Raw genomic sequence first — 22,494 nt, 5'->3', positions numbered from 1 at the left:
CGGGCGCCTATTCCTTTTTCAGAACGAAGTCGGCTCCTCGCGTCCCGTAGCGGGGGCCCTTTGGCGTGATGGTGTGCTTCGGGTCCATCCAGTCGCCGCCGATCTCGTCGTCCGCCTTGAAATGCGCGACGTAAAGTCCGCCGAGGACGGCGTCGTCGCCTCTCAGATATTCTGTCTCGGTCCATTTGATCAGCGTGCCGTCGACCATTCCCTTCACCCTTGTCCGGGTATTGTCGAAGGTCGGCCAGTCCATGGTGCCCGTGAATTCGGTTCCGGAGATGGCTTCGATGGTCAGCTTGACCGGGAAGCTGCCGTTGATGTCATGCGAATACTGATTGAACGTCCCGGACCACGTGCCCTTGAGCTCCGACATGGCATGGTCGTCGGCGGCAAGGGAGCGCGGCGCGGCGAGGACAAGGAGCAAAGCGCCGACGGCCGCGACGGTCGAAATCCCTAGGCTCGCCGGCGATGCCATCTTGCCGCTTCCGGGGTCAGGTTGAACGCAAATTGGCGAGCCGGTCGAGCGCGCCTTGCAGGATGAAGATCGCGGCGTGCTCGTCGATCACTTCGGCGCGCTTGGCCCGGCTGACATCCATGCCGATCAATTCGCGTTCGACCGCCGCGGTCGATAGCCGCTCGTCCCAGAGGCCGATGGGGAGCGTGGTGAGATTGGCGAGGTTGCGAGCGAAGGCACGGGTCGATTGCGCGCGCGGGCCCTCGCTGCCGTCCATGTTGATGGGCAGGCCGAGCACGAAGCCGACCACCTTGCGCTCGGTCGCAATCGCCAGGAGCCGCGCCGCGTCCTGCTTGAATTGCTTGCGCTGAATGGTCTCGACGCCGGTCGCCAGCCGCCGGTCCGGATTGGACACGGCAACACCAATGGTCTTGGTGCCGAGGTCGAGGCCGATCAGCCCTCCGCGTTCGGGCCAGTGGGTTGCAGCGTCGACGAGGGGCAGGATAAGAGCGGGCATGGCGTTAGCGCATAACACGCGTCGCGCTGCGGGGTGAACCGGTAACAATGGATGCACTGACACTATTCGGCCTGTTTGCCGTGACGGCGATGCTGGTCTGCTATGCCCTGGAGGATCGCAGCCACCGGTTCGTGCTGCTATTCGCGATGTCCTGTGCGCTGGGCTCCGCCTACGGCTTCCTGCAGGGCGCCTGGCCGTTCGGTCTCGTCGAGGCGATCTGGGCCGTGGTTGCATTGCGGCGGTGGCATCTGAGGCCGCGCTGACGGAAGGGGCGGGCGAGGGACCTGCCGCAAGTTCCTCGCCCGGGTCTCAGGTCAGCGGATCGCGATCGGGTTGATCATCGCCTGCACGCCGCCGGTCCAGCGCGGCTGTCCGAGCACGAACAGGAATTCATAGCCCTTGTCGCGAGCGAGCGCGGCGGTGTCCATGTTCTCGAGGATGTAGGTCCCGTTCATGGCGAGCAGGATCTGGTGCACCTCGAACACGTTCTTGGACTCGAACGGCAGCACCTCGAGCGCCCAGGTGTCGGCGCCGATCGCGACGACGCCCTTGCCGGTGAGGTACTTCGCGCCTTCGACGCCGAGACCCGGCTCGCCGGCCGAGTAGCGCTTGTCGTCCTTGCCGATCAGGCTGAGCCAGCCGGTGTGGAACAGCACGACGTCGCCCTGGCGGATCTCGACGTTCTGCTGCTTGGCGGCTTCCTCGATCTCCTTGACGTTGAAGGCGGTGCCTTCCTTCACCACGTCGGTTTTGAAATAGGCGGCCATGTCGAGCAGCACGCCGCGGGTGACCATCGGCGGCACTTTCTCGATGCCGAGCTTCTTCAGCCCGTTCGGATCGGCGAAATCGGCGAGCTTGTTGCCGTTGTAATAGACGTGCTCGACGCCGAGATGGCCGAGCCCGTCGAGCTGGCTGCCGATGCCAACCCAGGTGTCGAGGATGTCGTCATTGTAGGTGGCCTTGTTGGGACCGAGACCCGGGCTGCCGGCCTGTCCCGGCTGCACCACGGTGATCTTGAAGGTGCGTGGCGGATAGGCCGGCGTGCTGGACGTGACGGGAATGCCGAGTGCGTAGGTCTTGCCGGTCTTCACCAGCGATGCCGCTTTCACCACGAGTTCGGGCGTCATGTAGTTGGCGGCGCCGATCTCGTCGTTCGGCCCCCATTTCGATTTGGTCCAGTCCTGGGCGCTTGCTGTTTCGATCGTCGCCGACAACGCAGCGACACAGCACAACACGAGCGTATTGCGCATCGATAGTCCTCCCGATGTTTTGGCTTCGTTATGGTTTTTGCGCTGGCTAGTCGCGCATCCTAACGTAGAAAATCCGCGGCCTTCAAAGCTTTTCGATGTGCCGTGCTGCGACGGCTGAACGCAGCATCAGCTGCGCGCCGCTTGGATCGATTCAAGTACGACAGATTTGTGACAGTGAATTTCGCGGCGTGGAACACCCGCGCCTGCGTCAGGCCGCGATGACGTCGTCATCCGTCTTCAGGCAGGCCGCAAAGCCTTGAAGCGCGCTGTATTGATGTCCGGCGCCGCGCTGGATGAAGAGCGTCTCGACGCGCGCGTGCGAGGTGCTCAGCGGGTGGATCGACACGCTGCCGTTCATCGCGCTGCGCTCGACCACCGTGCGCGGCAGCAGCGTCACGCCCATGTCGGCGGCGACGCAGCCGATCATGCCGTCGAGCGTGCCGAGCTCGAAGCGTGCGGCCGACGGCCAGCCGAACTCGACGAAGATCTGCTCAAGCCGCTGGCGATAGGTGCAGCCGGTGCGGAACACCAGCGCCGTCGGACCGGACTCCGGCGTGCCGGCGCGCAGCTCCGCGAGCGAGCTCCAGCGCCGCGCGCTGACCAGCACCAGCTCTTCGCGGAACGCGCTGGTCGCGGTGAGGTCGGCATGCGCGATGGGACCTGCGACGAAGGCGCCGTCGAGCGTGCCTTCGAGCACGCCAGCGACGAGGTCGGCCGTCGTCGCCGTGCGCAAGGAGAGGCGCACGGCCGGGAAGCGGCGGTGGAAATCGGCGAGCAGCGGCGGCAGCCGCACGGCGGCCGTCGTTTCCATCGAACCGATCGCCAGCGGTCCCTTCGGCTCGCCGTCGTCGCGTGCGGCGAGCACGGCCTCGCGCGATAGCGCGGCCATCCGTTGCGCGTAGGGCAGGAGGCGTTTGCCGGCGCCGGTCAGCGTCATGCCGCGGCTGTGGCGTTCGAACAGCGGCGTGCCGATCTCCGCCTCCAGCGCCTTCACGCGCTGGGTGACGTTGGACTGCACCGTGTTGAGCTCCTCGGCAGCGCGGGTGATGCCGCCGGTACGGGCGACGGCGGCGAAGGTCTGGATATCGCTGAGTTCCATGGCGTCGTTTCGCTTTTGTGATGGCAGCGTTCGCAACAATTCATTTTTCGAGAATGCTAGTCGCGCTTAGTCTCACTGTCCAGATCGGGGAGAGCCATGCCCATTGCGACGCCGCTGACGAGCCTGCTGGAGATCAGGCATCCCATCTTGCTGGCGCCGATGGATGTCGTCGCGGGCAGCCGTCTGGTGGCCGCCGTCAGCCGCGCCGGAGGCTTCGGCATTCTGGGCGGCGGCTACGGCGAGAGGATCTGGCTGGAGCGGGAGACCGCTCTGCTCGCCGGCCTGCGCGCGCCGTTCGGTGTCGGCTTCATCACCTGGAGCCTCGCCAAGCGGCCCGAGCTGCTCGACATCGCGCTCGCCGCCAGACCATCCGCGATCATGCTGTCCTTCGGCGATCCCGCGCCGTTCGCACCCAAGATCAGATCCGCGGGAGCGCGCCTGATCTGCCAGGTGCAGGACGAGGCAATGGCGCGGCAGGCGCTCGATGCCGGCGCCGATATCCTGGTCGCGCAGGGCACGGAGGCGGGCGGTCACGGCGCGTCACGCACCAGCATCGATCTCGTGCCTGCCATCGTCGATCTCGCGGCGGGCCGTGTGCCCGTGGTGGCGGCCGGCGGCATCGCCGACGGGCGCGGTCTCGCCGCCATGATGATGCTGGGCGCGAGCGGCGTGCTGCTCGGCACGCGCTTCTATGCGAGCGAGGAGGCCGACGGCGCCGACGAGGCCAAGCGGCGAATTTGCGCGGCAAGCAGCGGCTCGACCGTGCGCGGCATCATCTTCGACCTGTCACGCAACAATGTCTGGCCGGCGCCGTTTACCGGCCGGTGCCTGGTCAACGACCACGCCAGGCGCTGGATCGGGCGCGAGGTCGAGCTGATGCAGAATGTCGCCACGGTCGCGGCGCAGTATGCCGCGGCAAAGGCGGCCGGCAATTTCGACATCGCCGCGGTGATCGCGGGCGAGGCCGTCGGCCTGATCCATGATATCCCACCCGCGGTCGAGATCGTGGAGCGGATCGCGACCGAAGCCGAGCAGCATCTTGCTGGCCGGCGCAATTCGGTTTCTTCTTTTCCTTCTCCCCTTGTGGGAGAAGGTGGCGCGGATGCAATCCGCGCCGGATGAGGGGTCTGTCTCCGCGGATGCAAACCCCTCACCCGTCTCGCCGCTGCGCGGCGATCCACCCTCTCCCACAAGGGGAGAGGGAAGAGCGAACATGAGGCGAGAACCATGTGGCCTGACCGTCGACTGATCGACCTCTTCAAGACCGAATTCCCGATCGTGCTGGCGCCGATGGCCGGCGTGATGGATGCGGAGCTGGTGATCGCGGCTGCACAGGGCGGGGCGCTGGGGTCGCTGCCCTGCGCGATGATCTCGGCGGAGAAGGCGCGCGAGCAGGTTGGTCTCATCCGCCAGCGCGTGAAGGCGCCGGTCAACATGAACTTCTTCTGCCATACGCCGGTCGATCTCACGACGGATGCCGAAGCGCGGTGGAAGCAGCGGCTCGCCCTCTATTACACTGAACATGGCCTCGATCCGGCGGCACCGATCGCCGCGGCCAACCGTGCGCCATTCGACGCAGCCTTCTGCGAGGTCGTCGAGGAGCTGAAGCCGGAGGTCGTCAGCTTCCATTTCGGTCTGCCGGAGCAAGCGCTGCTCAAGCGCGTCAAGGCGGCCGGCTGTCTCGTCATCTCCTCCGCCACGACGGTGAAGGAAGCGGTCTGGCTCGAGCAGCACGGCGCCGACGCCGTGATCGCGCAAGGCGCCGAGGCGGGCGGCCATCGCGGCATGTTCCTGACCGACAAGATTGCCGAGCAGCCCGGCACCTTCGCACTGGTGCCGCAGGTCGCCGATGCCGTGAAGGTGCCGGTGATCGCGGCCGGTGGCATCGCCGACGGGCGCGGCATTGCCGCGGCCCTTGCGCTCGGTGCCTCCGGCGTGCAGATCGGCAGCGCGTTTCTGCGCTGCCCGGAATCCAAGGTCAGCGCGGGTGGCCGCAAGGCGCTTTCTGAAGCGCGTGACGATTCCACCGTCATCACCAATGTCATGACCGGCCGTCCGGCGCGGGGCGTGCAGAACCGCCTGATGCGCGAGGCGGGCCCGATCTCGCCCGATGCGCCTCCCTTTCCCCATGCCGCGACCGCACTGGGGCCGCTCAAGGCGGCTGCCGAAAAGCAGGGCAGGGTGGATTTCACCAACCTCTGGGCCGGCCAGGCCGTCGCCCTGGGCCGCGAGATCCCCGCGGCCGAATTGACCCGGGATCTGGCCAAATCGGCCTTGGCTCGCCTTAAGGCGCTCGCTGGATAGGCGGGAGATAGGCGGGAGCGCCGGTTGCGGCGCAAAAGCGGCCTCTGCTATACGGCGGTTAGGTTTTGCCGTGAGAGGCCTTATATAATGTCCGTCGACGCCACTACCGTCCGCCGCATCGCGCATCTGGCGCGCATCGCGGTTTCCGAGGACGAGGTTCCGCATCTGCAGGGCGAGCTCAACGCCATGCTCGCCTTTGTCGAGCAGCTCTCGGAGGTCAATGTCGAGGGCGTGGAGCCCATGACCTCGGTCACCCCGATGCAGATGAAGAAGCGGCAGGACGTGGTCAACGACGGCGAGGTCGCCGACGATATCGTTGCCAACGCGCCCGCGACCGAAGGTCACTTCTTCCTGGTGCCGAAGGTCGTCGAGTAAGTCTCTAATTCAGGACGTTGTCCGATGTGCCTGCTTTGCGACGATGAGAAGGCCTACCAGGCCTACATGAACTATCTCGACAAGATGGAGCGGCAGGGCAAGGCTGCCGATCCCAATGTCGCCGTCAATGCCGTGCTCGACGAGATCGAGGCCGCCGCCAAAGCGGCCGCCAAGAAGGACGATCCGGCCAACGACAAAACCCTGTCTCCGTTCTTCTGCAGCCCGATCAATAAATGACCGATTTGACATCACTGACGCTCGCCGAGGCCCGCAAGGGTCTCGCGGCCAAGACTTTCACGTCACTCGAGCTGACCGACGCGCATCTGTCCGCGATCGAAGCCGCGCGCGTGCTCAATGCCTTCGTCATGGAGACGCCCGACCAGGCGCGTGACATGGCGAAGGCCGTGGACGAGAAGATCGCCAAGGGTGAGGGCGGCCCGCTCGCCGGCATCCCGCTGGGCATCAAGGACCTGTTCGCGACCAAGGGCGTGCGCACCACGGCGTGCTCGAAGATCCTCGGCAATTTCGTGCCGACCTACGAGTCCACCATCACCTCGCAGCTCTGGCGCGACGGCGCGGTGATGCTCGGCAAGCTCAACAATGACGAGTTCGCGATGGGCTCGGCCAACGAGACCTCGTGCTTCGGTCCCGTCGGCAATCCGTGGCGGCGTGACGGCAGCAACACGACGCTGGTGCCGGGCGGCTCGTCCGGTGGTTCGGCCTCGGCCGTGGCGGCGCTGCTGTGCATGGGCGCGACCGCGACCGACACCGGCGGCTCGATCCGCCAGCCGGCGGCGTTCACCGCGACCGTCGGCATCAAGCCGACCTACGGTCGCTGCTCGCGCTGGGGCATCGTCGCCTTTGCCTCCTCGCTCGACCAGGCAGGTCCCATCGCGCGCAGCGTGCGCGACAGCGCGATGCTGCTGCGCTCGATGGCCGGGCACGATCCGAAGGACACGACGTCGGTCGACATTCCCGTGCCGGACTATGAGGCCGCGATCGGCAAGTCCGTGAAGGGCATCAAGATCGGCATCCCCAAGGAATATCGTCTCGACGGCATGCCGGCCGAGATCGAGAAGCTGTGGAGCGAGGGCGCGGCCTGGCTGAAGGCGGCCGGCGCCGAGCTGGTCGAAGTGTCGCTGCCGCACACCAAATATGCGCTGCCGGCCTATTACATCGTGGCACCGGCGGAGGCGTCGTCCAACCTCGCGCGCTACGACGGCGTGCGCTACGGCCTGCGCGATCAGGGCAAAAACATCATCGAGCTGTACGAGAACACCCGCGCCGAAGGCTTTGGCGCCGAAGTGCGCCGCCGCGTCATGATCGGCACCTACGTGCTCTCGGCCGGCTATTACGACGCCTATTATCTGCGCGCGCAGAAGGTGCGCACGCTGATCAAGAAGGACTTCGAGGATTGCTTCGCCAAGGGCGTCAACGCGATCCTGACGCCGGCGACGCCGTCGGCGGCCTTCGGCATCGGCGAGAAGGGCGGCGCCGACCCGGTCGAGATGTATCTCAACGACATCTTCACGGTGACCGTGAACATGGCGGGCCTGCCCGGGATCGCCGTGCCCGCCGGCAAGGACGCGCAGGGCCTGCCGCTCGGCCTGCAATTGATCGGCCGTCCCTTCGACGAGGAGACGCTGTTCTCGCTCGGCGAGGTGATCGAGCAGGCCGCCGGCCGCTTCACGCCCGCGAGGTGGTGGTGAATGTCGCCGCCTTCATCGCGAGCCTCGACGGCGCAGCGCCGGCGCCGGACCTGAACGCGCCGCTCGCCGGTCTCTGGTGGGCGGCGAAGGGCGACTGGGACCGCGCGCACAAGATCGTCCAGGACGAGAGCAGCCGCGAGGCCGCCTGGGTGCACGCCTATCTCCACCGCGTCGAAGGCGATCTCGGTAACGCCGGCTACTGGTACCGCCAGGCCGGCCAGCCGGCGGCAAAGGATTCGCTGGAAGCGGAGTGGCAGCGGATCGCGGCGGCGCTGCTCGAAACGGGGCGCGCCTGAGCCTTCACAGGCTCGTGTTGGGCACTACGCCGGCGCGCCAGGCCGCGGCGTTGAGGTGGTCCGGCGCCGCCCTGCGCAGACGCGATGGCACCGCGACCTTTTGACCTGCGCGTGCCCGCTGGAGAACACGGCGGCGTTCGATCTCGGTGGCAACCAGCGGCTGCTTTGCCAGCCAGTCGAGATCGACGGAAGGCGGTGCAAAGCATGAGGAGAACGACGCGAGCTGTTCGAACCGCTCGAGCGCTGCAGCCACGAACCAGCCGACGACGTTGTCCCCGGGCGCAAGATGGTCGAACCTCGGACTTGCCGGCCAGAATGGTTCCAGGATGCGGCCTTTGCCGCCCTTGAGCACCTCCGCCACGAACCGCAGCGCGTTGACGGCCATCGTGCGGTTGCCGATGTCCGAGGCGATGCGGGCGAGCGTCGAAAGGCGCGACAGCGAAGCTTGCTGCTGACAGAGCGCGCCGAGCGTATCGCAAGCGAACTTCAGCGCCGCGTAACGCTGAGGCCATGCGTGCTCCTGGGAGCGCCAGATCGCATAGCCGGCAAGAGCGTCGCGATAGATCGGGTCCTGAGCCGCGGCGCCGCCGGGCAGCGCATTGAAAATCGGCGCAAAGGATTGCGCCTTGAACTGCGCAAGCGCCCAGTCGCGTGCGGTGTCGTCGGGCTCCCACACCGGAATGGTCTCGATCAGGAAACCCTCGCCTGCGAGTGCTGCGGCGCGCTCGGGTTTGGCTGCGAACAGGTTGAGCTCGTAGGGATCGAGCGGCTCGCCGATCTTGACCGGTACCAGGACGGGTGCGCCGCCGAGAAGCCGGTAGATGCCGAAGCCGAGACTGGCGAACGCTGCCGGCAGGCCGTCGTTGTGCTTCTCGCCGGCTTTGATCTCGAACATCACCAGGGGCGAGTGCTCGGAAAAAAATGCCTGCGCGCCGGCCAGAATGCGCTCTTCCTCTCCTTCCGCGTCGATCTTGACGAAGTCGATGGCGCCCCAGTTCCTTGACTTCTGTTCGGCGTCGAGCGACGTGATCTGAACGCTTTCGCTGGGACCGCTGCCTTGCAGCGAGTTGAGCTCGCTGGAGCTGCCCAGCACCAGCTGACCCTCGCGCTCACCGTCGGACAGCGCGGCGGCGACGACATGCAGGTTGGTGGCCTCGTTCTTGGCCTTGCTGAGCGCGAGCAGGCGGCGCGGCTCGCTGGCTGGTTCATAGGCGAACACCTGGCCATGAGGCGCGAGCAACCGCGCCATCGGCAGGCTGTAGACGCCGAGATTGGCCCCGATGTCGAGCACGGTCATGCCCGGCTTTAGCCAGCTTGCGAGAAACGCCGTCTCCTTCTCGAACCACGATTCCTGCTCGAGGATGACATAAGTGGTGATGGCGCCGAGCGTGGCCGGCACAACGATATGCGTCCCGTCAGTCATCCGGAGCGATAGCTCGCCCATCATGTCCCTCCCGCCTCGATCCATTTAGGGTTGTCATGGCACGGATTGCGTGCAGTTTCACGCCCAATTCGGCCGGTTGGGGAGCGGGGGCCAGGTTGCATCGCTTTCCGCGCCGGCTTAATTAGTTAGCGTGGTAGCTCCCGCCTGGCCGGGGTCCGACCCGCATCCTCCAGCACAGAACGATATCTTCGCCATGAACGCTGACGCGACACCTCACAAACTGCTCAAAGGCTCAACCGGCGACTGGGAGATGGTCATCGGCATGGAGATCCATGCCCAGGTGACGTCGAACTCGAAGCTGTTCTCGGGTGCCTCCACCACGTTCGGCGGCGAGCCGAACAGCCACGTGTCGCTGGTGGACGCCGCGATGCCGGGCATGCTGCCTGTGATCAACGAGGAATGCGTCAGGCAGGCTGTCCGGACCGGGCTCGGTCTCAACGCAAAGATCAATCTGCGCTCGGTGTTCGACCGCAAGAACTATTTCTATCCGGACTCGCCGCAGGGCTACCAGATCAGCCAGTACAAGTCGCCGATCGTCGGCGAGGGCGAGGTCGTCGTCGAGCTGGACGGCGGCAAGACGGCCACCATCGGTATCGAGCGGCTGCATCTGGAGCAGGATGCGGGCAAGTTGCTGCATGACCAGTCGCCGACCATGTCCTTTGTCGATCTCAACCGCTGCGGCGTGGCGCTGATGGAGATCGTCTCCAAGCCCGACATCCGCGATGCCGAGCAGGCCAAGGCCTATGTGACCAAGCTGCGCTCGATCCTGCGCTATCTCGGCACCTGTGACGGCGACATGGAGAAGGGATCCTTGCGCGCCGACGTCAACGTCTCCGTGCGCAAGCCGGGCGCGCCGCTCGGCACCCGCTGCGAGATCAAGAACATGAACTCGATCAACTTCATCGGACAGGCGATCGAGTACGAGGCGCGGCGCCAGATCGAGATCCTCGAGGACGGCGGGCAGATCGACCAGGAAACGCGGCTCTACGACCCCAACAAGGGCGAGACGCGCTCGATGCGGTCGAAGGAAGAGGCGCATGACTACCGCTACTTCCCCGATCCCGATCTGCTGCCGCTGGAGTTCTCGCAAGACCTCGTCGACGAGCTGAAGGCGAAGCTGCCCGAGCTGCCGGACCAGAAGAAGACGCGCTTCGTCGCCGATTTCGGCCTGTCGGCCTACGACGCGAGCGTGCTGGTCGCCGAGCGCGAGAGCGCGGTGTTCTACGAGACCGTGCTCGACAGGCTCGGCAACCGCGCCCGCGACGGCAAGATGGCGGCGAACTGGGTGATCAACGAGCTGTTCGGCCGTCTCAACAAGGAAGGCCGGGATATTACGGACTCTCCCGTCAGCGCCGAGCAGCTCTCAGGGATCATCGACCTGATCGGCGAGGGCACGATCTCAGGCAAGATCGCCAAGGATCTGTTCGAGATCGTCTGGCAGGAAGGCGGCGATCCCCGCGCGCTGGTGGAGAGCCGCGGCATGAAGCAGGTCACCGACCTCTCGGCGATCGAGAAGGTGGTCGACGACATCATCGCGGCCAATCCCGACAAGGCCGCGCAGGTCAAGGACAAGCCGCAGTCGCTCGGCTGGTTCGTCGGCCAGGTGATGAAGGCGTCCGGCGGCAAGGCCAACCCGCAAAGCGTCAACGAGCTGCTCAAGTCCAAGCTCGGCGTCTAGCCTCACGCGTTCGGACGAGGTGACGGACACGCTTCGTCACCTCGCCTTCGGTTCGCGATGCGACGCTCGCGCGCGTCCTCGGCGGCAAACTTCATCCCGATCGACAGCTCCGCGGCGACCGAATCGCCGTCACGCGATTCGCGCAAAACGGCGGCTTGCACACGCTCCGACGAGCGCTCGCGCCGTTAAGCATGAAAATATTTTCGTTGCCAAAATCTGCGACTCAGAGTCCGCGAAACGCCTTCGCGAGGCGATCCCGCGCGTCGCGACACGCGTCGTCGCGCCGGTCATGCGCAATGCGTGAGTGCAGGAAAATACTTTCTGCATAGTGTTTTCTTGCAATCATTACTCTCGCAAACGCCGATGATGCGCCCGCTCTCCGCGATCGCGCGAACGCGTCATGCAGTGTGCTTGCGTCGCGCTGGCCAAGCGCACGCGCCTTGCTGCGTCAACACTTCTTTAAGCGAGAAGCTGTTTTTTTCGTCGTGTTGGTGTATTCGGGATGAGTGTGCATCTCGATCCCCGAGTGCACGCAGCGATTAAAGCCATCTCACACATCGGAGGGCAACATGGCCAAGAAAGCGAAGAAGGCGAAGAAGGCGAAGAGCGCAGTGAAGAAGACTGCGAAGAAGACCCGCAAGGTCGCGAAGAAGAAGAAGTAACTTCGACTTCTGAAGTTGCCGGCTGCTAGACAGCCGGCACGTCATCAGCGCCTCCTAGAAGGTTCTGGTCGACGATAGAGGGTGTCGGCGAGACATCAGGTCAACGGTCGGATCGTTCTCTTCACGGTCCGGCAGAAGAAACGAGTTTTCTTCGTTCGGTGCGGGGCTGATTCTTTCGGTTCTGCAATTTCACGAGTAGCCTCGCGGTCAAAGTGAAATCTGGTCCTGACGTGTTCGCCGACGCCCTCGTTCTCCTGAGGCCGGGGTATTGACGGCATTCCTTTTCCCGACATTGCCGATCTGATCGCGACGTGACCGCGCTGCCGCTGTGCATTGCCTCGGGGCAGGCGAGGGCTGCGGCCTTGTCGTTGCGCGGCGTCCGCGCGCCGTTTCCCCATTTGCGGACCCATCGCCCGGTTCCGACCGGCGATCCAGCACGCCGCGGCTCTTGATAGATGACTGGCGTCTGCGGAGTACCGGGTCACCCGCCAGCCGTTGGCTGAAGCTTCAGCGTCCCAGGACCGCAAGCCCCGGCGTGGCCGGGTCGCGGGTGACGACAATGAGTGGCGGAATGTACGCCGCAGCGCCCCGCCACCGCGCGCGATGGTTATCGTTGTCCGAAAATCCCAAGGTAAACCAAATCTGACGAATTGCAGAAGTGCCTGCAAAACGGAGGCTTTTTGCATTCTCCATGCGGGCGCCGGCGGCCCGCGTTTACGTCTGCTTCATCGCGATACTTAAACTGCCATTCAAATTTGCCCGCCATCATCGCCTCCAACAAGCCGGCAAACGGCATGGGGAGAGTTGAACGGCGCATGATCCCAGAAGGGATCACGCAAATCAGAGTTGGACGGGAGCCGCGCTCGGGGGAACGAGGCGGCATAAGAAAACAGGGGATGCGTTATGTTTCAGGGTACTTTCGATCTGGAGACCGCGACGCCGATCGACGCGAGCGCGCTGTCGGACGTGCTGTTCGAGCGCGGGATCTATTGGGCGAGCGGCCGCGCCGGCCTCGTCGATCTCGTCGCCGCGCACAAATGGTTCAACCTCGCCGCCCTGAAGGGCCGCAAGGACGCCGTGGCGCTGCGCCAGGAAGTCGCCGGGCAGATGTCGGACGCCGAGATTTCGGCCGCTCAGCGCGAGGCGAGGGCGTGGGTTTCCACCCACTGAGCGATTCACCCCGACCCGGGGAACTGGACTTCGACCGGTCGGTGCGATTGCGCGCCAAGGCGAGCTCGCAGCGATATTGCAAACGAGGCCGCTTCGTCGAGCCGACCGACGCGCACTCATACGCGTCCCGCGATCGTGCAATCAGTTCAGCGTTGCGGAAGCTGGATCGACGCCATGTAATCGTGAATCGACTGATCGGGGATCGCCTTCCGCGCAATCAGGTGGTGAACGCAGTTCGCGGCAAGGTCGAACGAGCGGTAGCAATGATGAGCGATCATTGCGAGATGCTTGAGTTGCTCGACCGTCATGGCAGCCGGCCGCATGAAGTTTCGCACATAGACGATATCGGCCTCCAGTAGCTGGTTCATGGCCGCATGGTGATTGGATGGGTCGCTCAATGGAGCGATCATGCGCTGTTTGACGGCCGTAAAAGCGTGAGGAATGAACCCCTGCTTGCGCAGTTCGCCATCAATATCGCCGAATGTTGGCTGGTCCTTGTAGAAACAAAGAAACGAGACCTCCGTTTGGACGGCGACCGCCTGCTTCAGCTTTTCCCGTCCGCTTCCGAAAATTGCTAATTCGGAGCCCTGAACGTCAATTTTCAGGAAATCCAGATCCCGGATTTCGGCAATATCGTCGAGCCGGCGGGTCTGGACCGGATGTTCGCTGACCACGCTGCCCCATTCGGAAAATTTCGCAAAATGCGACAGCACATTCTGATCCGGAAGCAGCAGGCTCGTCATTCCCGGGAGTCGGCACAGACGCAGCTTTGCCTTGTGCCCATTCCCAACGACATAGTGATAGTAGCTCTCGAGGTCGCTCTTGCGGGCATTGAGCTCTGCAAGCGCTTCGTCCTGCGGTTCAAAGCCAACGACGGTACAAAGTCTTCGTTGCAGCATCGCCTTGTAGGGCGGCTCGCCATCGATCGGATTGGCCCCGACATCAACCACCGAGGTCAGCCGTGCCGGCCGGATGAGGTTGTTTAGAAGGTCCGGTTCGTTGTCAGTCATGCGCGGAGAAGCCCATGGAAGGAATGACATGAGGCTTCACGCCAAGCGACCTCATGATGAGATTTAGACGGCAAACGAGGCCGGCGCCTCGCCAGCGTAGTGGCGGCGCCACATTTCATTGAAGGCTTTTTCGATGTGTCGCGTCATCCGGGCAGTATCGAACAGAGGCCAAGTGGTCCGACGTGCCGCCAACTTGCTCTTGAGGGCGGTTCGAAGTTCGGAATCACGCGCGATCTGAAGCGCCAAGTCCTCATATTCGTCCAGCGATCGCGTCACTAGCTCAGGAAGGCCAACCGCATTCAGGAGACTGGCTGCAACACGTCCCGCAAAGGCGGTGCCGAGGCAGGTCAGGACCGGCAAGCCGGCCCAAAGGGCGTCGCTGGCCCCGGTATGGGCGTTGTAGGGCAATGTGTCCAGGAACAGATCGGCGAGTTGGTGGCGCGCCAGATGTTCGTCGGCAGGGACGAGTGGGGCGAACACGATCCTGTCGGCGGCGATGCCGCGCGCAACGGCTTCACGCCTCAGGTTCTCCCTAGCGATCGGGTCCCCATCAAGCAGCCAAAGGACGCTGCCCGCGGTCTTGGTCAGCAGCCTCATCCAGACATCGAACAGCACGGGCGTGATCTTGGACGCTCTGTTGAACGCGCAGTAGACGAATGCGTCTTCCGGTAGACCGACCTCGCTCCGGGTGGGACCATTTGGCAGGGGCGGTCGCCTCGCGTCGGTCGCCTGATAGCTGTCGGGGAGATAAATCACCTTCTCGGCGTAATGCTTCTGCTCTCCTTCGGGGATGACGATCCGGTCGGCCATGACGTAGTCGATATATGGCGCGCCCATTGTGCCGGGAAAGCCGAGATAGTTGACCTGGATGGGAGCCGCCCGGCTCGCCAGGATCTTCGGCCGCGCACCGGCGGTGAAGCCTCCCAGATCGACGAGGACCTCGATGTTGAGCTGGCGTATCAGCTCGACCACGTCCTCGTCGGGAAGATGGCTGACGTCTTCGAAGCGCTCGAATGCTGCCTTCAGGCGGCCGCGCATCTCGCCGCGGTCATCCGGTCCGTAGGAGATGGCGCTAATTTCGAAGCGCTCGCGGTCGTGCTCCTCGAAAACTCCGGCCATCAAATGCGCGGTGGCGTGATTGTAAAAATCGGCAGACAGGTACGCGACCCGCAGCCGGGAAGCCGGTGACGGCGTTCCAGATATCGCTGCACCCCGTTCCGGGGCGACGTTGGCGACATATGTCTTCGCACAGGTCAATTGGTGTGCGGGAGACGACGAGGCATGAAAGAAGGTGAAGGGGTCGACCGCCACGCCGGTTTCGACGGCCTCGTCCAGGGCGGCCTGTTCACGTTCGAAATTGCGCCAGTCGGCACGCTTGCGCCTGGAACCAACGAGCTTGCTCAATGCGAACGGGAAAGCCTTATCCAGCGCGACCGTTCTTTCGAGCGCTCCGATCGCTTCGTCGTGCCGGCCCATCTGGGTAAGGACTTCAGACAACAGGAAATGGTTCTGTGGATTCGACGGTCCGAGCTCGACGGCCCTTTGGTAGCTGTCATGCGCTTCGTCGAGCCGACCGAGCTGGTGAAACGCGCTACCTCGATTTGCGAACGCTGCGCTCGACGGCGCGATCGCAATGGCGCGATCAAATTCCGCGATGGCATCGTGAAGCTCCTTCCGTGCCATCAGGATCGCTCCGCGATTGAGATGCGCACCGGCGAAGTTCGGCGCCAGGGCAATCGCTTTCGCAAGCCAGTCGAGCGCATCGTCCGTCTTGTCCAATGCACGCAGCACGTTGGCATAGTTGAAGAGGACGTCGGGATTGCCGGGATCGACGCGGACAGCTTTCTTGAGCAATGGCTCGGCATCCGCGAAATTGCCGCGCTGTGCGTGCAACAGCCCAAGCATGTGGAGCGCGACGGGGTGCGTTCTGCTTCCCTTCAGGATCGCCGTGTAGGCCCGCTCCGCATCCGACACATTGCCCGCACGGTGCGCCGCAATTGCCTGGTCCAGAACAGTCGACGGATGGAGTGAGGAGGGGGCCGAAGCTCCCTTGTTGCGGCTGTGCTGCGACATGTGATTGGGTTTCTGGACCCCGATGACGGGGCTGTGCTTTGGCGAACTGGTGCAAAAACTCTAGCCGCCTTCGCCGGAGAGAACAACGGCCGCGCCGCCGCGCTTCGAGGCACGAAACTATCGCGCTCGGGCCGAGATTTCACGCATGACAATCTCGATGCCGGCCAACCGACGCGAGGGCTGCCCGCTATGCGGGCGTGATGACGGCCCGCCGGCCCGGGGCGTCAGCCAGTCCCGCCCGCCCTTCTTTCATCACGGCCAGAGCTTTCATGTGCAAAGAAACCCGCTCGTCCCAATTCTGCCGCTTGCAGCCCGCCGCCGTGTCGGGCATACCCGGCGCGTTGGAGACGTGGCCGAGTGGCTGAAGGCGGCGGTTTGCTAAACCGTTATAGGCTTGTAAAGGCCTATCGAGGGTTCGAATCCCTCCGTCTCCGCCAGATGCATCCAATTGAAATATCTTCCATTTTTCGCGGATTGACCGCGCGCTCGGCGGTCCGGATGGGCTGAAGGGCGGAGCATCCCCGGCCTTACCATCCCACATGGTCCGCGGCGGCCGGTTTGCAGCTCGGCGAATCGCCGTGAGGAAGTCCTGGAACCGTCAAATCCGGCTCTGCCGAGGTCCTCCCGGCCTAATGGACCTTATCCCCTGCGCCTTGCCCGAGAAAACATAGTGCCCGGCGTATGTTCAACCGCGCCGGCGTGAGGTACTTCACCGGTCTTTCGCTCGATTGGGCGGATATGGGCATGGTTTGGGTGCTGAGCGCGACGTCGATCCGTGGACGTAGTGGGACGCCGTGCAAGAGGTCTGTTCCCGTCGATGAAGAACATTGCAGCAATCTTCAATGAGGCGCTCTCGGCCCTCAATGCGCGCGATCTCAAGAAGGCTGAAGAGGGCTTCAGGCGGGTCATCAAGTCCGAGCCGTCGCATGTGCCTGCGCTCAACCTGCTGACGATCGTTCTGGTGAACACGAACCGGTTCGCCGAGGCCGAGCCATTCATCGCGCGCGCCGTCAAGCTCAACCAGGGATCGGATGTTTCCTTCTACAATTACGGGCTGATCGCGAAGCAGCTTGGCAAGCCCGCGCTCGCGCACGAGCAATTCACCAGGGCCTTGCGGCTCAATCCAAATGTGCGCGAGAGCTGGAACAACCGCGGCGTAGCCTGCAACGATCTCGGCCAATACGAAGCGGCCATATCCGACTTCGACAGATCGATTGCCCTCGATCCGAACTACGCCGACGCTCATGCGAACAAGGGCAAGTCGCTGCTCGAACTCGGGCGCCATGCCGAGGCGTTGGCCGCCTATGACCGTGTGCTCTCCGTCAGGCCCGAACTGGCGGAAGCCTGGCTCGGCCGCGGCACGGCGCTGGCTCGTGGCGGGCGCCGCGACGAGGCTCTTGCCGCCTACGACAGGGCACTCTCCATCAGGGGCGATCTGGCGGAGGGCTGGATCGGCAGGGGCAATGTCCTGTACGAGCTCAGGCGCTACGCGGATGCCGACGCGTCCTACGACCGCGCACTCGGCATCGCCCCTCAATCGGCCGCCGCCTGGCTTGGCCGGGGCAACGTCAACGCGGATCTCAAGCGCTATGACGAAGCGCTCACGGCCTACGGCAAAGCCCTTTCGATCAAGCCGGATTCAATCCAAGCCGTGGTTGGCCGCGGCAACGTCTTCACGGCCCTCAAGCGCCACGACGATGCCCTCGCGCTCTACGACGCGGTGCTCTCGAGCAAAGCGAATTCGGCCGAAGCCTGGCTCGGCCGCGGCAATGTCTTCCTGGATCTGCGGCGTCACGATGATGCGCTCGCCGCCTACGACAAGGCGCTCTCCATCGCGCCGGACCGGGCGGAAGCCTGGCTGGGCCGAGGCAATGTTTTCGCCGACGTCAAGCGCTACGGGGAGGCGCTCGACGGCTACGACAAGGCGCTGTCCATCAGGTCCGACCTGGCGGAGGCCTGGTTCGGGCGAGGGAACATCTTCGCCGACCTTCGTCGCCACGACGACGCGTTCGCGGCCTTCGACAGGGCGTTCTCGCTCAATCGCGACCTGCCCGGGGTGGAAGGCGCGAGGCTCTATTCGAAGCTGAATTGCTGCGACTGGACAGAGATAGAGGCTGAAAGAACGCGCTTGATCGCATCCATTCGTGCGGGCGAGGGGGGCTGTCAGCCGTTTGCGCTGCTCTCGATTGCGGCATCGGCCGAGGACCAGCGACGAAGCGCCGATTTCTGGATCGAAAGGATGCTCGGTCTTGCCGCGCGTAAATCCGTCGACGCTGTTCCCGTTCAGGCGGACAAGATCCGCATCGGTTACCTGTCGGGGGATTTTCGCACCCATCCGGTCAGCTATCTGGCCGCAGGTCTTTTCGAGGCCCACGATCGCACCCGATTTGAAACGCATGGTTTCTCGATCGGCCCGACCGACGACAGCGATCTGCGTGCGCGATTGGAGCGGAGCTTCGACCAGTTTACCGATCTCTTCGGGCGGAGCGACGATGAAATCATGGGCTGCATCAAGGCGGCCAAAATCGACATCCTCGTGGACCTGATGGGGCATACGCTCGGAGCGCGGCTCGCTGTTCTCGCGCAGCGGCCAGCTCCAATTCTCGCAGGTTATCTCGGCTTTGCCGGCACCGTCGGCGGCGGATTGCTGGATTATGTGATCGCCGACGAGCGGGTCATTCCTGCCGAGGACCGCAAGCACTTTTCAGAGAAGGTCGCCTGGCTGCCGCATTGCTTCATGCCTCACGATGCGGAGGGACGCGCGATCTCGCATGCCGGGCTCGACAGGCGGGCGCAGGGATTGCCTGCCGAAGGCATCGTCTTCTGCGCTTTCAACAACGCCTACAAACTCAATCCTGCGACCTTTGGGAGCTGGATGCGCATCCTGAAGGAGGTCGACGGCTCCGTCGTCTGGCTTTCCGATCTCCAGGATGTCGCAAAATCCAATTTGCGGAGAGCGGCCGAGGCAAGCGGCATCGATCCCCAGCGCCTGGTCTTTGCGACGCGCGTTGCCTCGACCGCGGATCACCTGGCGCGTCACGGCCTGGCAGACCTGTTCCTGGACGCGCTGCCGTACAATGCCCACACCACCGCAGGCGACGCTCTCTGGGCCGGCCTGCCCGTGCTGACGCTGGCCGGAGAAACCTATGCAGGCCGGGTCGCAGCCAGCCTGCTGCATGCTCTCGGATTGGTCGAACTCATCACGCATTCTCGCGATGAATATGAGGAACGCGCGATTGAACTGGCGCTAGATCGCGAAAAGCTCCGCGGCATCAGGGAAACTCTGGAAAAGCGTCGTCATACGATGCCGCTGTTCGATACGTCTCTGCTTGCCCGAAACCTGGAACAAGCGTTTGAGGCCATGGTTCGGCGGTATCGCGCCGGATTGCCGCCCGATCACATCGAGGTGTCCTCGGTACGATCCGTCTGATGGTTGGAACACCGGCCGATCGGTTGATCCGGATCGAGCCGCGAGTAGCCGATGCCTGGTTCTCGATGTTCCCAGCCGTGTTCCATGTGACTATTCGGCTTTTTGCCTGAAGGAGCGGCCGCACAGATTCGGCGGGGATTCGCCCGCTCGATTCGAGTGGGACGGAGGCGCAGCAGCGCCATAGAGAGCGGTGCCCAAACCGGGGATTTTTCAAGGCGGCTGGAACTGGAGAAATTTCTCTATGTTTTTCAGTCGGTTACGCGGGCGCGTCGATCACAACTGCGTGTTATTTGTGCAACACCCATCGGAAAACACGTGTTTGAGGCCCGGTCCGAAGCGTTCTTTTGTTGTGTGTGCAAAGACGTTCAGTAATTGTGAGCGAGCGACGGAGGGGGGCATCCCGAGGTCGTCCCGTTCTAGGTGGTTCGCTTAAGTCCCTCGCGTTTTCAGCGGGTGTGTCCGAAAGCGCGAAGCGGCTAAGCGGTGGTTACAAGGGACAAGGGAACCAACCTTAGGGTGTCGTCACCCAGCGGATCCGGAACCTTCCCTATAGAGCAAACTTGGAGGTTTAACATGAACTTTAAGAGCCTTTTGCTCGGTACGGCGGCGGGTCTGATCGCCGTTGGCGGAGCTCAGGCAGCCGATCTTCCCGTGAAGGCCAAGGCGGTCGAATACGTGAAGATCTGCTCCCTGTACGGAGCCGGTTTCTACTACATGCCGGGCACTGACACCTGCATCAAGTTCGGCGGCTACGTCCGTGCGGACATGCTGGGGAACACGAACAGCGACTACGGCATCGGCCAGGGCGCTCCCGGCGGTGGCAACAACCGTCTGGACAACTACTACCAGAGCCGCGCTCGTATGGACTTCACCGTCGATACGCGGACGGCGACCGAGTATGGCGTGGTGCGCACCTACGCCGATATGATCTTCTCCTGGGATAGCCAGGCGACCACCGCCAGCAACCCGTCGGCGTTCTCGACCGGCTCGGCTACGCTTGGCCTCTACCATGCGTTCATCCAGTTCGCTGGTTTCACCTTCGGCCGCACGGTCTCGATCTTCGACGCACCGTGGCAGAGCTATCCGGCTGGTGGTCCCGACTTCCTTCCGGGCGGCAGCAACAACGTGACCGGTGTGAACCAGGTCGCCTACACGGCTGATTTCGGCCAGGGCATCACCGCTTCGGTGGCGTTGCAGGACCTGACGACCGCCGCTGGCGGCCAGACGAACCTCTATAACGCCAGCATCACTGCTGGTGGTCTCAGCGGCTTCACCTCGGCTTCGGCTGCTGGCGCTGCCTTCATCCAGGGCATCTACGGCACCAACGATTGGGGTGGCACGCGTACTCCCGACATCGTCGGTCAGGTTCGCGTTGACCAGGCCTGGGGTCTTGCCCAGTTCTCGGTTGCCGCGCACGAACTCCACACTGCCTACTACGGCACGACGGAGCCGACCGGCCATCCCGACGACAAGTGGGGCTTTGCGGTGCAGGGTGCCTTGTCGATCAAGAACATCCCGACTGGTGCGGGTGACTCGATCAACTTGCAGGCCGTCTACACCGACGGTGCGACCCGCTACAACTTCCAGAGCCTGTTCCCGCAGAACATCTACATCTACGGTGGCAGCGGCATCGCCTATCAGAGCCTCGGCTTCGCCGGTCTCGCTGATGGCGTCTTCGGTACCGGTACCGGTATCGACACGGTCAAGACCTGGGGCTTCCGCGGTGGTTACACCCACAACTGGTCCCCGAACTGGGCTTCGTCGATCTATGGTGCTTACGCTTCGCTTCGCTACGGCGACACGGGCAAGGCTCTGATCTGCGCCAACTTCGTCGCCGCCTTCGGCGCCGCCACTGCCACGTGTAACCCGGACTTCAACCTCGCGGTTGTCGGCGGCAACGTGGTCTGGACCCCGGTCAAGAACCTGGCCTTCACTGCCGACCTGAGCTACGTCTGGCTCGACCAGAAGTACTCGGGCACGATCACGGGCGCTGCCACGGCGAACGCCGCGGTTGCGAAGCCGGTCGCCACCTACGAGCTGAAGGATCAGGGCAACCTCCAGTTGCTCCTCCGCGCTCAGCGCAACTTCTAAGATCGGTCGTCTGACTGATCTGCGAACCCCGGCAGGAAACTGCCGGGGTTTTTCTTTGTGGGTCTCGCGGAGACCGTCTAAAAGGCAGATCGTTCGTCTGCGCGCGGTACGGGAGTTTCTGAGCGTGAATTTTTCGAGGATCTGGAGACGGGTGCTGAGCGTGCTGGGTGCGGCATCCATGGTCGCTGCGCTCACCCCGTTCTTCGCGCCGGCGGCTGCTGAACCCCTGGATCCGCGCTATCCCGTGTGCCTCCAGAAATGGGAGTGGGGCGGCAGCAACAGGATCTACTGCAGCTACCTATCGTGGGAAGACTGCAGGGCTGCCGCGATGGGGTTGTCAGCGATGTGCATGGACAACCCGTATTGGTCCCCGCCGGGTTCAGCTGGTCCGGCTCGCGCGCCCCGCGGCCGGTCCGCTCCGGCCGGGTGAGAATCGAAATCCTCTGCGAAATCGGGCCCCGCAGCTTCCGTGCGGTCTGACCGCTCAACGAGAGCGATCAGACGATCATCTGGGTCCCTTCCATTCCTGGAAGGCGTAGGTTGGATTCAAACCGCAGGAATCGATTGTGCCCGAAGCAGTCGCCATACACTGGCTGTAGGTGGAAAACAGGCAGTTGCCAGGGTAGCCCCAACGCCGTCCTTGCAGGCAATAACGATCCTGAAGGCCGGTTGCCTGCGGCTGGGAATGGTGACGATTCTTGCCGTGGGCGGGCGAGCCGGCAACGACCAAGCCGGACAAGGCCACGGCTGCGAACATGGGCACACCGACCACGCGGAACATGAGACCTCTCCGGGTTCGTGAGGGCTAACCAACTGCTATTGGTCATGCTTGTTCCAGCCCTATCGCGAGGCCGTCCGCCCCGTAACGACATTCTACCCCGAAGCTTTGCTGCATCGCTGCCACGGCTCAGGACCAAGCCGGGTCGATCCAG

The 22,494-nt window shown here is 63.8% G+C and carries 20 protein-coding genes and 1 tRNA gene; 13 read left to right on the top strand and 8 right to left on the bottom strand.

The features are described from left to right. Positions 1-7 precede the first annotated feature (7 nt). Positions 8-475, bottom strand: a complete 468-nt coding sequence (locus A3M7_RS0129680; protein ID WP_027547188.1) for a hypothetical protein — start codon at positions 473-475, stop codon at positions 8-10. A 16-nt stretch (positions 476-491) separates the two neighbouring features. After that, positions 492-971, bottom strand: coding sequence for a Holliday junction resolvase RuvX (gene ruvX, locus A3M7_RS0129675; RefSeq protein ID WP_027547187.1), 480 nt, complete (start codon positions 969-971; stop codon positions 492-494). 47 nt (positions 972-1,018) lie between these two features. On the opposite strand from ruvX, the gene A3M7_RS0129670 reads away from it, so the two are divergent. Beyond that, the gene (locus A3M7_RS0129670) at positions 1,019-1,234 is read left to right on the top strand and encodes a hypothetical protein (RefSeq protein ID WP_027547186.1); all 216 of its coding nucleotides are present in this window, start codon (positions 1,019-1,021) and stop codon (positions 1,232-1,234) included. Positions 1,235-1,285: 51 nt separating this feature from the next. Here A3M7_RS0129670 and A3M7_RS0129665 read toward each other — a convergent pair whose 3' ends face one another. Further along, on the bottom strand, positions 1,286-2,221 hold the full coding sequence (locus tag A3M7_RS0129665) for a cyclase family protein (RefSeq protein ID WP_027547185.1): 936 nt from the start codon (positions 2,219-2,221) through the stop codon (positions 1,286-1,288). Positions 2,222-2,429: 208 nt separating this feature from the next. After that, positions 2,430-3,320 (bottom strand): LysR family transcriptional regulator, encoded by an 891-nt coding sequence (locus A3M7_RS0129660; protein ID WP_027547184.1) that lies wholly within the window; start codon positions 3,318-3,320, stop codon positions 2,430-2,432. Between the two features lie 96 nt (positions 3,321-3,416). Between A3M7_RS0129660 and A3M7_RS0129655 the strand changes: the two genes are divergently transcribed. The 6 genes from A3M7_RS0129655 (at position 3,417) to A3M7_RS0129630 (ending at position 8,004) form a co-directional block, all read left to right on the top strand. Further along, positions 3,417-4,442 carry a nitronate monooxygenase family protein gene (locus A3M7_RS0129655; protein ID WP_027547183.1) on the top strand — a complete coding sequence of 342 codons (1,026 nt, stop codon included), beginning with the start codon at positions 3,417-3,419 and terminating at the stop codon, positions 4,440-4,442. Between the two features lie 105 nt (positions 4,443-4,547). Next, a complete protein-coding gene (locus tag A3M7_RS0129650; RefSeq protein ID WP_027547182.1) occupies positions 4,548-5,624 on the top strand; it encodes a nitronate monooxygenase family protein in 1,077 nt (358 codons plus the stop codon). An 87-nt stretch (positions 5,625-5,711) separates the two neighbouring features. Continuing rightward, positions 5,712-5,999 carry an Asp-tRNA(Asn)/Glu-tRNA(Gln) amidotransferase subunit GatC gene (gene gatC / locus A3M7_RS0129645; RefSeq protein WP_027547181.1) on the top strand — a complete coding sequence of 96 codons (288 nt, stop codon included), beginning with the start codon at positions 5,712-5,714 and terminating at the stop codon, positions 5,997-5,999. A gap of 24 nt (positions 6,000-6,023) precedes the next feature. Beyond that, positions 6,024-6,236, top strand: a complete 213-nt coding sequence (locus A3M7_RS0129640) for a hypothetical protein (RefSeq protein WP_027547180.1) — start codon at positions 6,024-6,026, stop codon at positions 6,234-6,236. Further along, the gene (gene gatA / locus A3M7_RS0129635) at positions 6,233-7,708 is read left to right on the top strand and encodes an Asp-tRNA(Asn)/Glu-tRNA(Gln) amidotransferase subunit GatA (RefSeq protein ID WP_027547179.1); all 1,476 of its coding nucleotides are present in this window, start codon (positions 6,233-6,235) and stop codon (positions 7,706-7,708) included. The genes A3M7_RS0129640 and gatA overlap by 4 nt, the downstream gene beginning before the upstream one ends. Beyond that, positions 7,699-8,004 carry a hypothetical protein gene (locus tag A3M7_RS0129630; RefSeq protein ID WP_027547178.1) on the top strand — a complete coding sequence of 102 codons (306 nt, stop codon included), beginning with the start codon at positions 7,699-7,701 and terminating at the stop codon, positions 8,002-8,004. The genes gatA and A3M7_RS0129630 overlap by 10 nt, the downstream gene beginning before the upstream one ends. A 4-nt stretch (positions 8,005-8,008) precedes the next feature. Here the strand turns inward: A3M7_RS0129630 and A3M7_RS0129625 are convergent, their stop codons facing one another. Next, positions 8,009-9,451, bottom strand: a complete 1,443-nt coding sequence (locus A3M7_RS0129625) for an FkbM family methyltransferase (protein WP_027547177.1) — start codon at positions 9,449-9,451, stop codon at positions 8,009-8,011. A gap of 190 nt (positions 9,452-9,641) precedes the next feature. On the opposite strand from A3M7_RS0129625, the gene gatB reads away from it, so the two are divergent. Both gatB and A3M7_RS0129610 read left to right on the top strand, forming a co-directional pair. Beyond that, positions 9,642-11,126, top strand: coding sequence for an Asp-tRNA(Asn)/Glu-tRNA(Gln) amidotransferase subunit GatB (gene gatB / locus A3M7_RS0129620; protein WP_027547176.1), 1,485 nt, complete (start codon positions 9,642-9,644; stop codon positions 11,124-11,126). 1,565 nt (positions 11,127-12,691) lie between these two features. Next, positions 12,692-12,958 carry a hypothetical protein gene (locus tag A3M7_RS0129610; protein WP_027547175.1) on the top strand — a complete coding sequence of 89 codons (267 nt, stop codon included), beginning with the start codon at positions 12,692-12,694 and terminating at the stop codon, positions 12,956-12,958. Between the two features lie 146 nt (positions 12,959-13,104). Here the strand turns inward: A3M7_RS0129610 and A3M7_RS0129605 are convergent, their stop codons facing one another. Both A3M7_RS0129605 and A3M7_RS45080 read right to left on the bottom strand, forming a co-directional pair. Continuing rightward, positions 13,105-13,968, bottom strand: a complete 864-nt coding sequence (locus tag A3M7_RS0129605; protein WP_027547174.1) for an FkbM family methyltransferase — start codon at positions 13,966-13,968, stop codon at positions 13,105-13,107. Positions 13,969-14,031: 63 nt separating this feature from the next. After that, positions 14,032-16,041 (bottom strand): tetratricopeptide repeat protein, encoded by a 2,010-nt coding sequence (locus tag A3M7_RS45080; RefSeq protein WP_049823751.1) that lies wholly within the window; start codon positions 16,039-16,041, stop codon positions 14,032-14,034. A 343-nt stretch (positions 16,042-16,384) separates the two neighbouring features. Between A3M7_RS45080 and A3M7_RS0129595 the strand changes: the two genes are divergently transcribed. The 4 genes from A3M7_RS0129595 (at position 16,385) to A3M7_RS47325 (ending at position 21,992) form a co-directional block, all read left to right on the top strand. Further along, a tRNA-Ser gene (locus A3M7_RS0129595) sits at positions 16,385-16,478 on the top strand. 380 nt (positions 16,479-16,858) lie between these two features. Beyond that, the gene (locus A3M7_RS45075) at positions 16,859-19,471 is read left to right on the top strand and encodes a tetratricopeptide repeat protein (protein ID WP_049823750.1); all 2,613 of its coding nucleotides are present in this window, start codon (positions 16,859-16,861) and stop codon (positions 19,469-19,471) included. Positions 19,472-20,044: 573 nt separating this feature from the next. Further along, positions 20,045-21,562: a porin gene (locus A3M7_RS0129585; RefSeq protein WP_027547173.1), complete on the top strand. Its 1,518-nt coding sequence runs from the start codon at positions 20,045-20,047 to the stop codon at positions 21,560-21,562. A gap of 124 nt (positions 21,563-21,686) precedes the next feature. Continuing rightward, entirely contained in the window at positions 21,687-21,992 is a 306-nt protein-coding gene (locus A3M7_RS47325) for a DUF3551 domain-containing protein (protein WP_371090220.1), read from the top strand. Between the two features lie 75 nt (positions 21,993-22,067). Here A3M7_RS47325 and A3M7_RS47320 read toward each other — a convergent pair whose 3' ends face one another. Further along, the gene (locus tag A3M7_RS47320) at positions 22,068-22,343 is read right to left on the bottom strand and encodes a DUF3551 domain-containing protein (RefSeq protein WP_084302624.1); all 276 of its coding nucleotides are present in this window, start codon (positions 22,341-22,343) and stop codon (positions 22,068-22,070) included. Between the last annotated feature and the right edge of the window lie 151 nt (positions 22,344-22,494).

Origin of the sequence: Bradyrhizobium sp. WSM2254, assembly GCF_000472645.1 — a bacterium.
Classification (GTDB): Bacteria; Pseudomonadota; Alphaproteobacteria; order Rhizobiales; family Xanthobacteraceae; genus Bradyrhizobium; species Bradyrhizobium niftali.
The sequence above is the reverse complement of the archived record's forward strand: the minus strand, read 5'-3'. Positions and strand labels throughout refer to the sequence as shown.